At 72.8% G+C, this 14828-nt stretch carries 14 protein-coding genes; 7 read left to right on the forward strand and 7 right to left on the reverse strand.

The genetic code is table 11. The annotated features are described in order from the left end of the window. Window positions 1–22: 22 nt before the first annotated feature. Window positions 23–592 carry a TIGR03086 family metal-binding protein gene (locus JEQ17_RS24180; RefSeq protein ID WP_200397170.1) on the forward strand — a complete coding sequence of 190 codons (570 nt, stop codon included), beginning with the start codon at window positions 23–25 and terminating at the stop codon, window positions 590–592. A 78-nt stretch (window positions 593–670) separates the two neighbouring features. Here JEQ17_RS24180 and JEQ17_RS24185 read toward each other — a convergent pair whose 3' ends face one another. After that, window positions 671–2014 carry a helix-turn-helix domain-containing protein gene (locus JEQ17_RS24185; protein WP_200397171.1) on the reverse strand — a complete coding sequence of 448 codons (1344 nt, stop codon included), beginning with the start codon at window positions 2012–2014 and terminating at the stop codon, window positions 671–673. A 439-nt stretch (window positions 2015–2453) separates the two neighbouring features. Then, the gene (locus JEQ17_RS50520; protein ID WP_267924795.1) at window positions 2454–2582 is read right to left on the reverse strand and encodes a hypothetical protein; all 129 of its coding nucleotides are present in this window, start codon (window positions 2580–2582) and stop codon (window positions 2454–2456) included. A gap of 6 nt (window positions 2583–2588) precedes the next feature. Here JEQ17_RS50520 and JEQ17_RS24190 point away from each other — a divergent pair, with 6 nt between their 5' ends. Continuing rightward, entirely contained in the window at window positions 2589–3218 is a 630-nt protein-coding gene (locus JEQ17_RS24190) for a winged helix-turn-helix domain-containing protein (RefSeq protein ID WP_234048338.1), read from the forward strand. Between the two features lie 89 nt (window positions 3219–3307). On the opposite strand, the gene JEQ17_RS24195 is transcribed toward JEQ17_RS24190, so the two are convergent. Then, entirely contained in the window at window positions 3308–4408 is a 1101-nt protein-coding gene (locus JEQ17_RS24195) for a DNA polymerase III subunit beta family protein (protein WP_200397172.1), read from the reverse strand. Between the two features lie 188 nt (window positions 4409–4596). On the opposite strand from JEQ17_RS24195, the gene JEQ17_RS24200 reads away from it, so the two are divergent. Together JEQ17_RS24200 and JEQ17_RS24205 are read left to right on the forward strand one after the other, a co-directional pair. Continuing rightward, window positions 4597–5706 (forward strand): permease, encoded by a 1110-nt coding sequence (locus tag JEQ17_RS24200; RefSeq protein WP_407700161.1) that lies wholly within the window; start codon window positions 4597–4599, stop codon window positions 5704–5706. A gap of 20 nt (window positions 5707–5726) precedes the next feature. Next, window positions 5727–6512 (forward strand): TIGR03943 family putative permease subunit, encoded by a 786-nt coding sequence (locus tag JEQ17_RS24205; protein ID WP_200401682.1) that lies wholly within the window; start codon window positions 5727–5729, stop codon window positions 6510–6512. Window positions 6513–6567: 55 nt separating this feature from the next. Here the strand turns inward: JEQ17_RS24205 and JEQ17_RS24210 are convergent, their stop codons facing one another. The 3 genes from JEQ17_RS24210 to JEQ17_RS24220 are packed head-to-tail and all read right to left on the reverse strand — an operon-like array spanning window position 6568 to window position 11457. Then, on the reverse strand, window positions 6568–8418 hold the full coding sequence (locus JEQ17_RS24210) for a SpoIIE family protein phosphatase (protein WP_200397173.1): 1851 nt from the start codon (window positions 8416–8418) through the stop codon (window positions 6568–6570). Then, on the reverse strand, window positions 8408–10378 hold the full coding sequence (locus JEQ17_RS24215) for a transglycosylase domain-containing protein (RefSeq protein WP_200397174.1): 1971 nt from the start codon (window positions 10376–10378) through the stop codon (window positions 8408–8410). The genes JEQ17_RS24210 and JEQ17_RS24215 overlap by 11 nt, the downstream gene beginning before the upstream one ends. Then, entirely contained in the window at window positions 10375–11457 is a 1083-nt protein-coding gene (locus JEQ17_RS24220; protein WP_200397175.1) for a sigma factor-like helix-turn-helix DNA-binding protein, read from the reverse strand. Before JEQ17_RS24220 ends, JEQ17_RS24215 begins: the two co-directional genes overlap by 4 nt. Window positions 11458–11675: 218 nt before the next feature. On the opposite strand from JEQ17_RS24220, the gene JEQ17_RS24225 reads away from it, so the two are divergent. From JEQ17_RS24225 to nicT, 3 genes are all read left to right on the forward strand, one after another. Next, on the forward strand, window positions 11676–12185 hold the full coding sequence (locus JEQ17_RS24225) for a SigE family RNA polymerase sigma factor (protein ID WP_189841394.1): 510 nt from the start codon (window positions 11676–11678) through the stop codon (window positions 12183–12185). Continuing rightward, on the forward strand, window positions 12175–12990 hold the full coding sequence (locus JEQ17_RS24230; protein WP_200397176.1) for a L,D-transpeptidase: 816 nt from the start codon (window positions 12175–12177) through the stop codon (window positions 12988–12990). Before JEQ17_RS24225 ends, JEQ17_RS24230 begins: the two co-directional genes overlap by 11 nt. Before the next feature lie 139 nt (window positions 12991–13129). Then, window positions 13130–14236: a Nickel transporter NicT gene (gene nicT, locus JEQ17_RS24235; protein WP_200397177.1), complete on the forward strand. Its 1107-nt coding sequence runs from the start codon at window positions 13130–13132 to the stop codon at window positions 14234–14236. 8 nt (window positions 14237–14244) lie between these two features. Here the strand turns inward: nicT and JEQ17_RS24240 are convergent, their stop codons facing one another. Continuing rightward, a complete protein-coding gene (locus JEQ17_RS24240; RefSeq protein WP_200397178.1) occupies window positions 14245–14670 on the reverse strand; it encodes a luciferase domain-containing protein in 426 nt (141 codons plus the stop codon). Window positions 14671–14828: the final 158 nt, after the last annotated feature.

The following is a 14828-nucleotide window of genomic DNA, read 5'->3' on the forward strand; positions in this document are numbered from 1 at the left end:
CGGGCGTTCCTAGACTCCGGGCATGGATGAGATCGAGCTGCTTTCGGGTGTTCTGTCCAAGACCGGTGACCTCATCGAGGGCGTCGAGCCCGGGCAGCTCCGTGCCCCGACGCCCTGCGAGGAGTACGACGTCGAGACGCTGGTCGACCATCTCGTCGGCTGGCTGCTGCTGTTCGAGGCCCGCTGCCACGGCCGCGAGTACGACGCCGACCCCGCGCGGTACCGGTCGGGGCCGGACCCCGCCGGTGAGTTCCGGGCCGCGGCGGCCGGACTGGTCGCCGGATGGGAGAAGTACGGCTTCGACCGCGAGCTGGGCGTGACCGGCGACGCCAAGCTGCCCGCCGCCATGGTCCTAGACATGACCCTCATGGAGTTCACGGTCCACGGCTGGGACCTGGCCGTGTCCACCGGCCGGCCGGTCCCCTTCACGGAGAAGGAAGCAGCGGACATCCTGACCCGAGCGGAGGCCACCCTCCCGCCCCAGTACCGAGGAGAGGGAATGCCGTTCGGCAACATCGTCCCGGTGGCGGGGGATGCCCCGGCCGCAGACCGCTTGGCGGGCTTCCTGGGCCGAGACCCAGCGCGCTTTTAGGGGCGCGGGGAACTGCGCGCCCAGCCACAACGAACCCGCAGGCTGACAACGGCCCCCGCGGAGCGGACAGGGTGCTCGTCAGAGCGGCGGATGGGCCGGCGCGGGCCCAAGCGTGGTCGTGCCCGGCGCCGTACGGTGGCCGAGACCCGTCCGATACGCATCCAACGCCGCCTCGATCCGCCCCGTACGCCGCAGCAGATCCCCCAGCAACCGGCACAGGTCGGCCAGGTCACCCGCCGCCCCGGCCCGTTCGAGGAGGCTGAGCGCGCGTACGTAGTGCTCCTCGGCGGTCTCCGTGTCCCGGGCGTCCTCCGCGATGATGCCGAGCAGCCGGTGCGCGGCCGCGGAGTGGACGGCCCCGCGCTCCGAACTCAGGTCCCCGAGCACGTCGTGGAGCAGGGCCGCCGCCTCGTCCGACTTGCCGCGCCGGTGCAGGACGTCCGCCAGTTCGACGGCGACCTGGCTGGTGTAGAGCGTGGCGCGCTGGGCGGAGTGCATGGCCTGCGCCTCGCGCAACTCGCTCTCCGCGCGCTCCATGTCGCCGTTCTGCGCGTGCATGTACCCGCGCATCCAATGGCAGTTGGCGAGCTCCGTACGGATCTGGAGCTGGCGGTACAGCTCCGCCGCCTTGCCCAGGGAGGCGTCCGCCTCGGCGATGCGCCCCTCGGCGATCATCGTGCGGGCGACGGACCGGTGCATTCGGGCCAGGAGCGCGGGGTCGCCGACCTGGGGGGCCAGCGCGAGTGCGTACTCGGCCGCCTGCGCGGCCCGGGCGTGCGCTCCCATGTCCATGTACGGGGCGATGACCGCCGCGTAGAGCAGCAGCAGGGCGTCCGGATCGTGCAGCCCGCCACGGTTCAGCTCGTCGATCGTGGATTCCAGTAGGTAGCAGGAGTACCGGAGTTCGCCCGCGAGGTAGTGCGAGACGGCGCGGCCGCGCAGGGCCGGGACCCGGACGGGCAGCGGGGCGTCGGCGAGTCGTTTCTCCGACTCCTCGAAACGCAGCCGGGCCGTTCCCAGATCCCCGGTGGCCAGGGCACATTCGCCGAGGCCGAGGAGCGCGGCCGCGCACTCGGCGTTCAGCCCGTGCGACTCCGCCTCGGCGAGCAGCGCGGTGTACTGCTCGGCGGCGACCTCCGCCTCGCCGGTCGCCAGCGTCCGCTGGGCGTCGGTGAGCCGCAGCCGCAGGTCCGTGGCGAGGTGCGCGGGCCGCCCGGTGGCGAGCTCCTCGTACGCGACCCCGAGCCGCTCCGCGATGTGCCGCAGCGCCTCCTCGGAGGGCCGTACACGGCCCGCCTCCAGCGTGGAGACGTACGCGGGTGTGTAGGCGGGTTCCGCCAACTGCTTCTGTGTCAGCCCGCGTTCCGTACGCAGCTGCTGCACTCTGCGCCCGATGATTCCCGGGTCGTCGCGCTCGGCCATGGCGTAAGCATGCCAGTAAGTCGACTTACACCCGCACCCTATTCAACTTCCCGTTGAAAGAGGGCAGTTAAGGCGGGCGGACAGGCCGCCGATCGGCTCAATGCGGCCCTTGCCCCGGAGGCGAACACGCCCTAGGTTAAGCGGCGCGTTAAGCGCACGATGACGCAGACTTAATACGCTGGCCTACGTTGACGATGCGAGGTTGTCGCCGTGTTCCGACGCATTGCCACGCGCTTCTTCCCTGCTCGGTTCGTGACCGCGCTGGGGGCCGCCGTGATCGCTTTCGCCGCGCTGATCAGTGCCGCGGAGGCGGGGCCGCACTAGGTCCCGCCTTGTGTTCTGTTGGTCGGGTGCGGGCCGGTGGGGGCTGATCGCGCAGTTCCCCGCGCCCCTTGAAAGCAAGGGGCTGCGCCCCCTACCGGCCCGCCGACTCAGCTGGTCAGCATTCGCCTCGCCAGACCACTCGGGTGATGGTGAGGCCTGCCTCGGCGTTGGCCTTGTACTTGCCGGGGCCGGGGTTGTAGTGGAAGCAGTCGGTCGAGGGCTGGCCGCCCAGGAGCGAGGTCACGTCCACGTGGTCCGCGCCCGGGAAGACGGTTCCGTTGTTGAAGATGGAGCCGACGGCCAGGTTGCCGGACCAGTTGCCCGCGACCTTGAGGACGAGCCGTCCGGTCTGGTCGAGGCCGACCGGGCGGTGCGGGCGCGGGAGATGCTGCGCGGCGGGGTCGAGGCGCTGCTGTCGACCCTGGGTCCGTCACTGCGCTGGCGGCCGCCGCATCTGGAGGCGGAGTACCCGCTCGACCGTGAACTGCGGCTCGACGGAAGGGGGTTGCTCCTGGTGCCCTCCGTCTTCTGCTGGCAGGCGCCGATCACCCTGACGGACCCGCGGCTGCCGCCCGTACTGGTCTATCCGGTCGCGCGTACCCATCACTGGTGGCTGCCGCAGCAGGCGGGTGCCGGGCCCCGCACGCTCGGCAGACTCATCGGCCAGGGGCGGGCCGCCGTCCTCCAGGCACTGGAGGACGGCGGAACGACGAGCGAGGTGGCCCGGCGCGCGGGGGTGACCTCCGCGACGGTCAGCGAACACGTCAGGATCCTGCGGGAGGCCGGCCTGACCGCGTCGGTCCGCGACCGCAACACCGTGCTGCACGTGCCCACCCCGCTGGGCCTCAGCCTCCTGTCGGCGAACCGGCCCGGGGGATGAGGCGGCCGAGGGCGCCCCAAGGGGGTGCGGGGAACTGCCCGACCAGCCACGACGGTCCCGCAGACGAAACACGGCCCCCCGCGGAGCGCTCAGTTCTCCAGCCGCACCGGCATCAGCAGCGAGAACGTGTCCTCGGTATCGGCCCGCCGGACGGCCAGGGGAGCCGTGGGAGCCCCGAACTCCAGCACCAGCCGGTCACGGGCCCCGGCGGCGAGCGCGTGCAGCAGGAACTCGCGGTTGACGGCGACGTAATTCGGGTCGGCGTCCCCCTCTTCGCCATCGGCGCAGACGGTCACGGTGCCGTCGGCCTCCGGCCTGAGCACGCTGAGGTCGCAGGGCACGCCGTCCGGCCCGGGCGTCTCGCTCCTGCGGACGGGCCCGGTCTCCAGCGCCTCGCGGAACGCCGGTACGTCGACGACCGCGCGTCGCCCGGCCGGCAGGCGGACGAGCCGACGGTAGTCGGGGAAGTCGTGGTCGAGGCACTGCCCGGCCGCCTGCCGGTCCCCGGCCTCCAGCGTCACGCGGTCACCGTCCACGGAGAGCCGGACGGGTCCCCCGCCGTCCTCACCGCTCAGCAGCGCCCGCATCGCGTCGGCGAGCGGGACGGGCACGATGACCTGCTCACGGGCCCCGTCGTGGCCGGTGGCACGGGCCTGCGCGACGGCCATCCGATACCGGTCGGTGGCCACGACCCGAAGTGCCCCGCCCTCGATGTCGAACAGGACGCCGCCGAGCATCGGCAGCTCCGGGTCGGTACCGGCGGCGAAGCGGACGGCGTCCAGCGCGGCGGCCAGTTCGGCCGCGGGGACGGTCAGCCGGACGACGGCGGTGCGGAGCGATGTCATGGGTTTCTCCCTGCCTTCGAGTAGCGCTCGGACCGCGGAGAACTCGCTGCGGGCATCGGACAACCCCCGTTCGAGCCGGCGCAGATGCGCCTGCAGCAGCTTCCGTACGAGGTCGGTGTCCGCGCCGGACCAGCCGGCCAGCACCAGCCGGATGTCCGGCAGGGGCATACCGGCCCGGCGCAGCCGCGTCAGCAGCCGCGCCTCCTCGCACTGCTCGGGGCCGTACCAGCGGTAGCCGCTCACCGGATCCACCCAGGCGGGGACCAGCACCCCGGCACGGTCGTAGAACCGCAGGGCGCTCACACTCAGCCCGCTGTCCCGGGCCATCTCCCCGATACTGCGCATCTCGCTCTCCACATCCGGAACTCTGGGCCCTGCACAAGGTCGAGGGTCAACAACCCCGCTGACAGCCGTCTCCTGGCGAAAACGCAGACCCCGCACAGAACCACCGGCTAGCCTGCGCGAACGTACGACGGGTGAGGCGGGGGCGGGAAGCAAGGCACGTGGAGACAAGGGGCGTGGACACCAGGGACGTGGCGGACCGGCAGGGCGCGGCCGACGGCGCCCGGGTCGTCGCGGACCGGCGGGGTGTGGTCGACGGGGCGCGGATCGTGGCCCGGACGCTGGTGTACGCGGTGGTCGGCGGGGTGGCGCTGGTCGTCATCGCCACCGTCGGGTCCGTACTCGGGCCGATGGTCGCGCTCGACATCGCGACGCCTGCCATGGCCGCCTGGTGGACCGTGTTCACGGCGGTCGCCGTGCAGGGCATCCCCTTCCTTCTGCTCGGCACGGTGGTGTCGGCGGCGATCGGGGCCTTCGTCCCTGAGCGGGTCTTCAGACGCGTACTGCCGAAGAACCCGGCGCTCGCCGTGCCCGTCGCGGGCGCGGCCGGAGCCGTGCTGCCCGGGTGCGAGTGCGCGTCCGTGCCGGTGGCCGACAGCCTGATGCGACGCGGAGTCGCACCGGCGGCGGCGCTCGCCTTTCTCCTCTCGGCCCCCGCGATCAACCCGGTGGTGCTCGTCGCCACCTCCATCGCCTTCCCGGGGAACCCGGCCATGGTCGGCGCCCGGCTCGTCGCCTCGCTCGCCACCGCCGTGGTGATGGGGTGGCTGTGGGTGCGGTTCGGCAAGGAGGAGTGGCTGCCGGGGGTGGCCGCTCGGCGCACGGGCGGATCCGGGACCGGCAAGGGCAAGGGAACGGGATCGGGATCGGGATCGGGGACGGAAGCGGCTGCGGGCCCCGGCGGCTGGCGGGGCTTCCGGGACGGACTTCAGCACGACTTCCTGCACGCCGGAGGCTTTCTCGTGCTGGGCGCGGCGGCCGCGGCGACGTTCAACATCCTGGTGCCGCGGTCCCTGCTGGACGTGTTCACCGGTTCGCCCTGGCTCTCGGTGCTGCTGCTCGCCGTCCTCGCCGTGGTGCTGTGCGTGTGTTCCGAGGCGGACGCCTTCGTGGCCGCCTCACTGACCGGGTTCTCGCCGACGGCCCGGCTCGCCTTCATGGTCGTCGGCCCGATGGTCGACCTGAAGCTCATCGCCCTCCAGGCGGGCACGTTCGGGCGGGCGTTCGCCGTCCGGTTCTCGGCCGTCACCTGGGTGGTGGCCGTGGTGAGCAGTGGAGTGGTGGGCTGGTGGCTGCTGTGACGACCCGACCGCGTACGCGTCTGCGGCTGCGTCCGCAGGGAGTGCTGCTCATCCTGTGCGGCGCCGCACTCCTGCGGATCGCCCTCTTCAGCGAGCTGTACCTGCGCTATGTGAAGGAGGGCCTGCGCCCGTACCTGGTGGTCTCGGGCGTGGCACTGATCGCGCTGGGCCTGGTGGGCATGATCCGCCGGGTCCACGAGGAGGACGAGCGGGAGCACGAGCGGGAGCACGGGGTCCACGAGGAGGACGCCCCCGAGGAGGCCCGCGCGGGGCGTGGCCAAGACGCCCACTCCGGGCACGATCACGACCACACCCGCAACCCGCGCATCGCCTGGCTCCTCACCGCGCCCGCCCTCGCCCTCCTCCTCTTCCCGCCGCCCGCCCTCGGCTCGTACAGCGCGGGACGCGAGGAGGCCAGGGTCGCCGCGCAGGGCACCGGCACCTTCCCCGAACTGCCCGCTGGGGACCCCGTCGACCTGACGCTCGGCGCGTTCGCCTCCCGTGCGGAGTGGGACACCGGGGCGTCCATGAAGGACCGCACGGTCCGCCTCACCGGCTTCGTGACCCGCGACGACGACGGCACGTGGTACATCGCCCGGCTCCTCGTCACCTGCTGCGCCGCCGACGCGCAGGCGCTGAAGGTCGAGATCCGCGGGGCGGACGCGCCCGCCGCCGACGCGTGGGTGACCGTCACGGGGGTCTGGCTCCCCACGGGCAGGCCGGGCTCCGACGCGGCTCGTCCGGTCCTGGACGCCGCGTCCGTGAAACGGGTTTCGGCCCCTTCGGATCCGTACGAGAAGCGTTGACCGGTCGTGTGTCGGGTGCCGGTCGGTGGGGCTTGGCACGCAGTTCCCCGCGCCCCTAAAGGGGCTTCACCCCTGGGCGGGGCTTCGCCCACCCCGGTGGTAACCAGCCCAGTTGGTCCGGCTCGTCCGGGGTGGGTTTGGTGCGGGCCAGGAGGATGGCGACGTCGTCCTCCGAGGCGGTGGGGTCCAGGTGGGTGATGACGGTGTCGAGGAGGGTGGAGAGGGGGGCCGTCGGGGTGATGGGGAGGGTGGCGAGGGTGTGGAGGCCCGTTTCGATGTCGCGGTCGCGGCGTTCGACCAGGCCGTCGGTGCACAGGAGGAGGACGGAGCCCGGGGGGAGGGGGACCGTGGTGGCCGTGAAGGAGCCGAGGCCCACGCCCAGGGGTGGGGCGACGGGGAGGCTGAGGAGGGTGCGGGTGCCGTCGGGGGTGACGAGGAGCGGCGGGATGTGGCCCGCGTTGGAGAACGTGACGCGCTCCCGGCGGGGGTCGAGGAGGGCGAGGAGGCAGGTCGCCACCCGGTCCAACTCCAGGGTGAGCGCCGTGCGTTCGGCCTGGAGGAGGATGAAGTCGGGGCTGCTGCCCTGGATGGCCAGGGTACGTAGGACCGAGCGGTACTCGCTCATCGCCGCCGCCGCGCGGACCCCGTGCCCCATGACGTCCCCGACCACCAGCAGCGTGCGGTCGTGGGGGAGCGCCAGTGTGTCGAACCAGTCGCCGCCCACCTCCGCCCCCGAGCCCGCCGGCAGGTAGCGGCCCAGGGTCTCCACGCCCGGGCCCGTGACGGTGGGCGCGTTCAGGAAGGCGCGCTGCATCTCCAGGGCCGTCTCGTGCTCACGCGTGTAGCGGACCGCGTGGGCGATGCCGGTGGCGGCCCGGTCGGTGAGGTCCCCCAGCAACTCGGTGTCCGTGTCCGTCAGCCGGGGCGAGTCGCCGGCGCGGAACACCATCACCGCGCCCACCAGCTCCTCGTGGACCGCGAGCGGGAGGTAGATCCCCGAGTGCGCGCCCATCCGCAGGAGGTGCTCCTTGCGCTCGGGCGACGGCGAGAACTGGCGCATGGCCTCGTCGTCGGGGTGGCTGAGGACCAGCGGACGCCGGTCGGCCAGCACATGGGCCATCGGGGAGCCCGCCCGGTGGACCACGAACTCGTCGAGACGGCCCAGCGGGGAGGACACCTCCGCCAGCTCCGGGGTGGTGGCCAGCGCGATACGGCGCAGGCGCAGCGGGTAGTGCTCGGACGGCACCCGGGGTGTGCCCTCCGGGTCGGCCACGTCCACCGCCGCGTAGTCCGCGAAGCGCGGGACCAGCAGGTCGGCGAGGGCCTGGCAGGCCTGGCGGAGGTCGAGCGTCGCGCCGGTGGTGCGGTTCGCCTCGTCGAGCAGGGCCATCCTGTTGCCCGCCCGTACGAGGTGCTCGCGGCCGCGCAGCGCGTCGGTGACCTCCAGGACGACGCCCGCCACCCCGAGGATCTCGCCGGACGACGACGAGAGCCGGTGGTAGGCGCCCAGCCACCACCGGTTGTCCCCCGCCCCGTCGGCCGGGGTCTGCCCGCCCACCGTGACGATCTGCGGCACCCCCGTGCGCAGCACCTGTTCGAGCAGTTGCTCCGACGACTCCAGGTCCGGCAGGAGGTCCGGCAGCCGGCGGCCGATGTGGTCGGCGGCCGGGACGCCGTTGAGGAGGGCCAGCGCGTCGTTGACGTAGAGGTAGCGCAGGTCCCGGTCCAGGACGGCGACACCGGCCGGGCAGCCGTCGAGGATCCGCCGGGCCAGGGTCAGCTCCGCCAGCAGCCGCTCCGCGTGCTCCCCCACACCCTCGGCACGGTCCATCGCGTTAGCGATCGCCGCCAGCTCCGCCTGGGTGAGCAGGATGCGCGGGGTGGGCTGGACCTGGTCACCGGGCACCCTCCCACGGCACCACGCCGCCGCCCTGCCCACCAACGGGCGGGTCCGTCCGGGTGACGTCGGCCTCGCTCGTGCCCTCACCCGAGCTCGTATTCTCCCCCGAGCCCGAGCCCGAGCCCGAGCCCGAGCCGTCGCCTGAGCCCTCGCCCGTGCCCTTGCTCCCGGTTCCGGCCTCGCCTCCGTCCTTGGCCCCGGCCTCGGCCTCGGATTCGGCCCCCACCCGGGCCTCCGCCGCGGGCCCCTCCGTCCCGGGCGAGCCCGCCAGCCGCCACACCTCTCCCGCCTGCAGTGCCGCGTGCTCGGCGGGCGGGTACTCGCCGGTCAGCCCCGCGACCCGGGCCGGCTTGCCCCCGCGCTCGGCGAACAGGGCGACGGTGAGGGCGAGCCGCGGCGAGTACACGCTCTGCCACACCGTCCGGGCCCCCGGCCCGCTCCCCGCGCCCGCCGCATGGCTGGTCACCGGCAGGAACGCGGCCCCGACCCCCGTCGCGACCGGCTTGACCGCGGTGCCCGGAGCGTCCGGAGCGTCCGGACCGAGCGAACCGTGCATCAGCTCGGTGACCACCGCGGTTTCCTTCTCGCCCATCGCGGTACGCGTCTCCGGCCGCGCGGTGTGCACCGTACGGCCCCCGCGGGTGATCTTCGTGACCGTGTACGGCTTCGCGTACGTACCCCCGGCGGCCACGGTCGCGTACGCGGAGTTCAGGCGCATCGGCGTCGGGGCCGCCTCCTTCGGCAGCCCGGTCAGCGGCTCGCCCAGCCGGATGCCCGCGTACGTGAACGGTTCGGTGGCCGTGCCCGCCTCGACCGCCCCGTCGACGGCGTCGTTGAACGGCTGGTGCGCGTAGTCCGCGCCGCCGTAGAGCACGCGGACCGCCCCGTCGCCTGGAACGGTCGCGACGACGGCGGTGTGCAGCCGCACGCCCTTCGTGTCCGCGGGCGTACGGTCGCGGACCAGCTCCGCCGTGTCGTCCTGCAGACCGAGGTCGAAGGTGGTGTGCACCTTGTAGCCGCCGCGCGCCAGCTGGTCCTCGGTGATGCCGAGCCGGTCGGCGGCCTCCGCGGACGCCGCGTCGATCAGGTACTGACGCCCGCCGTCCGTGTCGCCCGGCGGGTAGAAGCGGAACGCCGGGAAGCGGGCGGCCGTCCGCTCGCGGTCGCTGATCGCCCCCGAGGCGGCCATGGCGTCGAGCACCCAGACCCAGCGGCGCTCCAGCGTCCCGGTCACCTTCGCGTCGGCGCCGGCCCGCTCGTAGTACGAGGGGAGGTTGACGATCGCCGCCAGCGCCGCGCCCTGGGAGACCGTCAGGTCCTTCGCACCGACGCCGAAGTAGTTCCGCGCCGCCGATTCGACACCGGCCGCGCCGCGGCCGAAGTACACCGTGTTGAGGTAGCCCTCCAGGATGTCGTCCTTGGACCGCGTGCGGTCGAGCTTCACGGCGATCAGCGCCTCGCGCGCCTTGCGGCTCAGCGACTGCTCCGGGGTCAGCAGGGCGTTCTTCACGTACTGCTGCGTGATCGTGGAGCCGCCCTGCCGCTCTCCGCCGGTCACGGTCGCGATCGCCGCCCGCAGGATCGCGGTCGGGGCGACCCCCGAGTCCGTACGGAAGGAGCGGTTCTCCGCGGCGATCACGGCGTCCTGGACGTGCCGGGGTACCTGATTGAGGGGGATGTCCTGGCGGTCGACAGGGCCGCGTCGGCCCAGGTAGTCGCCCTCGGCGTCCACGAAGACCGTGCTCTGGCTGACCGTCTCCGGGTGCGGGTCGGGGATCCCGGTCATGCGGTACGCGACGACGAGCGCGGCGCAGGCCGTGAGGAACAGGACGAGGAGCCCGGCCAGGACGCGGCGCAGGCGGCGGGTGCGGGTGCGGCGGAGGTAGGTCCGCAGGGTGTGGAGGTGGGTCCGCAAGGTGTGGAGGCGGGTGCGCAGGGTCCGTGGGGTCCGCGGGCGGGTGGTCATGTGGAGGTGCCCGTCTGTGCGAGGAGCTTGCCGGCGGAGTCGTAGGCCTTCACGGTGATCTGGCTCAACTGGCGCTTGCCGTCCGTGAGTTGGGTGTCGGCGAACCAGACGGACCAGCCGGGGCTGCCCGCCAGGGTGAGGATCCGGGCGGTGAACCTGCCCTCGGGGGTGGTGAGTTCGATGCGGGACGGTTCGCGGGAGCCCTGGAGGACGCCGGAGTGGAAGACGCGTGTCCCCGAGCCGGGTTCCGACTCCAGGGTGATGCCGGTGCCCGATCCCTCGCCGGCCGGCCGGAACCGGCTTTGCCCCTTCGGCGTCGACCAGTGCTTGCCGTCCTTGGTGAGCCAGACCTCGACACCAGGTCCGGCGGAGACCCGCTCACCGGCGGTCACGACCCGAACGGCCGTCCTGGAGAAGGGAGTTGTGTCCCCACCGCCGCCGGAGCCCGTGCCGCGCACGGCACCCAGGACCAGCGGCACGAGCAGCAGGGCGCAGACGGTGGTCAGCACGGCCGTCGTACGGCGGCGGCTCCGCCGACGGGTGCGGCCCGCCTCCTCGACGGCCGGGAGAACGGCCGGCGGGATGCCGGGGACCGGGGCGGGGCCGGGCACGGACCGGCCCTCGGCGTACGGCGACTCGCCGTACGCCGGGTGGGCGCGGAGAGCCTTCAGCGCCCGGCGGCCGTGCGCCTTGACCGCACCGGGCGAGGAGTTGAGCAGCGCGGCGATCTCGCGATGGCCCAGACCGTCCCAGTGGTGCAGGACGGCGACGGCCCGACGGCGGGGCGGGAGAGCCGCCAACACCTCGGTGAGCGGGTCGAGTCGATCGGCCGCGTACGACTCCGGAGCGCGCCGGGAGCCGATCAGCGGCCGGGTCCGGCTCCGCAGAAAGCCCCGTACCAGAGCCCGCCGGACGTAGAACTCCGCGTCGTCGCGGGGAGTTCTCCGCCGCGCGTACACCTCCGCGAGCGCCGCTCTCGCGAGTCTCTCCGCGCGGGCGGAGTTCCCCGTGAGCAGACGGGCCGTACGCGTCAGCCGGGGCCAGTACTCCCCGGCACGGGCGGTGAATTCGTCGTCCATGGTCAGTCGAGCGCGCTGTCCGCGCGCCACTCCCTCCGGCTCAGCCCTGCGTGGTGCTTGTGCTTCGATGTACGCGGCGTCCGTAACCTCCGTGCCGTCTGAGACGTCTGTGACGTACGGGACCTGTACGCACGGAGGAGGCAGCCGGGTTGCACGGGCATCCGAAGTCAGCGACGAGGACGACTGCGACGAAAACGGCAGGGGGTGGGGCAGGAGGTATGACCGAGGAGGAGTTCGACGGGTTCTACGCCGCGGCGTTCCCCCGGCTGACCGGGCAGCTCTACGCCTTCACCGGGGACCACGGCGAGGCGCAGGACGTCGTCCAGGAGGCGTTCGTCCGCGCCTGGGACCGGCGGCGGGAGTTCCTCGCCGAGGGGGCGCCCGAGGCATGGGTCCGTACGGTCGCGATGCGGCTCGCGGTGAGCCGGTGGCGGCGGGCGCGGCGCTGGCTGGAACTGGTGCGCCGCAATCCGCCGCCCGAGCACACACCCGGTCCCGGACCCGAACGGACCGCGCTCGTGGGGGCGTTGAAGGAACTGCCGGAGGCGCAGCGGATGGCTGTCGTTCTGCACCATCTGTGCGACTTGAGTGTCGAGCAGGTAGCCTCCGAGACCGGTGCGCCCGTGGGGACGGTCAAGGCCCGGCTGTCCCGCGGCCGGGCGGCGCTGGCGCGGCGGCTCGGCGAGGCCGACGAACTGGGTGAGAGGGAGGACGACCGTGTCCGATGAGCTCACGCCCGGCGCCACGCACGGATTCGACGGCCCCGACGCCGGTTCCGGTGGTACCGAACTGGCCACCGCGCTGCGCGAGTTGGCCCACGACCACGAGACGCCCATAGCGGTTCCCGGCACGGAGATCCGTCGTCGCGCGGGGCGTCGCAGGCGCCGGCGGCAGGTCTCGTTCGCCGCGGCCGGCGCCACGGCCGCCGGGGCCCTCGCCCTGGTCCTGACCGTGGCCCTCACGGGTGGGCGGGACGCCGGGACGACACCGCCCGCCGCGAGCTACACCGCGCCCACCCCGCCGGCCACCGCGGAGGCCCCTGCCCAGGCCAGTCCGGCGGCCGTCGCCGCCACCGTCGATCTCGGCCGGCGTGAGATGTCCGTCGAGGGGCGGACCCTGCCCATCTCCTCCGGGTCGCTCAAGACACCGACACCGACCGGCCTGATGACCGTGACCGCCAAGTACCAGGCGGCGACGGTGCCCGGCGACTCGGCCGGCTGGAACGGGTACGACGTCAAGGCGACCTGGGTGATGAGGCTGCGCGCCCCCGACGACCGTACGAACTACCTCCTCGCCCTCACCTGGGACGAGAAGGCGCCCGGCAACTACGACCGCACCGGCGGGGTGATCGGCCTGCGGCGCGCCGACGCGATGTGGCTGTACGAGGCGCTGAAGCCGGGATCGGTGGTGGCGGTGGTGGGGGCGGCCCCGGAGGAGACGTCCGGAGGGACGGGTACGGGGGCCTTGGAGACGGCACCGACAGGGGCGGGCGCCTTGGAGGCGACCCCGACCGCGCCTGTCGGCACGCCCTGAGGCCCGCGGGCTTTTCCTGTTGCCGGTCGTATGCGGGGCAAGACCTGGTCCGCCCTTTACTGCGCATTAGTTGCAGGTGCGGTGGTCACGCGGTGAGGGTGGGGAGGCAGTTCCACCGGACGTAAGGCAAGGCGAACCCATGACCACCCTCTCCTCCTGGCGTGCCTCCCTGAACCGGGAGGAGTGGGTCCGGGTCGGCGGGATGGCCGCCTTCATCGTGGCGCTGCATGTCATCGGCTGGTTCACGCTCGTCGCGGTCGTGGCGCCCGAGCACTACAGCATCGGCACGAAGTCCTTCGGGATCGGCATCGGCGTCACCGCGTACACGCTGGGCATGCGGCACGCCTTCGACGCGGACCACATCGCCGCGATCGACAACACCACCCGCAAGCTGATGGCCGAGGGGCAGCGGCCGCTGTCGGTCGGGTTCTGGTTCTCGCTCGGGCACTCCAGCGTCGTGTTCGTGCTCGCGTTCCTGCTGTCGCTGGGCGTGAAGGCGGTCGCCGGGCCGGTACGGGACGACGGTTCCACCCTGCACAGCGTCACGGGGCTCATCGGCACGACGGTCTCCGGGGTCTTCCTGTACGTCATCGCCGCCGTCAACCTCGTCGTCCTCGCCGGGATCTGGAAGGTCTTCCGGCAGATGCGGCACGGGCACTTCGACGAGGCGGCGCTGGAGGACCGGCTGAACAACCGCGGTTTCATGAACAGGCTGCTGGGCCGCGTCATGAGGTCGATCACCAAGCCGTGGCAGATGTACCCGCTGGGGCTGCTGTTCGGGCTCGGCTTCGACACCGCCACGGAGGTCGCGCTGCTGGTGCTCGCCGGATCCGGGGCCGCCTCCGGACTGCCGTGGTACGCGATCCTGTGCCTGCCCGTGCTGTTCGCGGCGGGCATGTCGCTGCTCGACACGATCGACGGGTCGTTCATGAACTTCGCGTACGGCTGGGCGTTCTCCAAGCCCGTACGGAAGGTCTACTACAACCTCACCGTCACGGGTCTGTCGGTCGCGGTCGCGCTCCTCATCGGGACCGTGGAACTCCTCGGGCTGCTCGCCGAACGGTTCTCCCTGCACGGCGTGTTCTGGGAGTGGGTGGCCGGCATCGACCTGAACGTCGTCGGGTTCGCGATCGTCGGGCTCTTCGTCGCCACCTGGGCACTCGCGCTGGTGGTGTGGCGGGTCGGCCGGATCGAGGAGAAGTGGACGGCGGGGCTGCGCCCGCCGACGGAACAGCCGGCCGAGTGAGCGGCCGGTCAGTGGGCGTGCGGCATGAGGCGGTCCACCATGCGGCGGGCCGCTCCCGGGCGCGGTCCGGGGACCACCGGTGGCCGCTCCCAGTCGCACGGTGGTGAGGGACGGCGGGGCGTGACCGCGCCGTGCTCCTTCAGCGCGACGCTCACGAGGCCCAGCAGCAGCTGGACGTCGGCGTCGCAGTCGAGGAGCACGGTGATCCAGGAGGCGCCGGGGCGGACCCTGATCGCGCTGGCGTGCGCGAGCTGGGGCAGCAGGCGTTCGACAGCCGTGCGGGTGAGGTAGAGGTCGGCGGAGTCGTCGGAGTGGAAGTGGACGATCTCGTGTCCCGCCGAAGCGAAGGCATGCCCAACGGTGCACCGGGGCGGGCCACTTACCAGGTTCGGCCAGGTCTCCAGAAGAGCCATGGCGCGATGGGCCGCGGTCATAACCCCATCCTCGCGCACGCTTCACCTGAAGGACCACCCCCAGCCACTTGCGACTACTCCCCCCGCACGCTCGGTCACCCGATGACCTGGGCCTGGGGCGGAATGAGCCAAAGGCGATGAGTTTCCGGGCAGGGGGCGGTCCTCACCGGAGAAGGTCC

The organism is Streptomyces liliifuscus (genome assembly GCF_016598615.1).
In the GTDB taxonomy this organism is placed as follows: Bacteria; Actinomycetota; Actinomycetes; order Streptomycetales; family Streptomycetaceae; genus Streptomyces; species Streptomyces liliifuscus.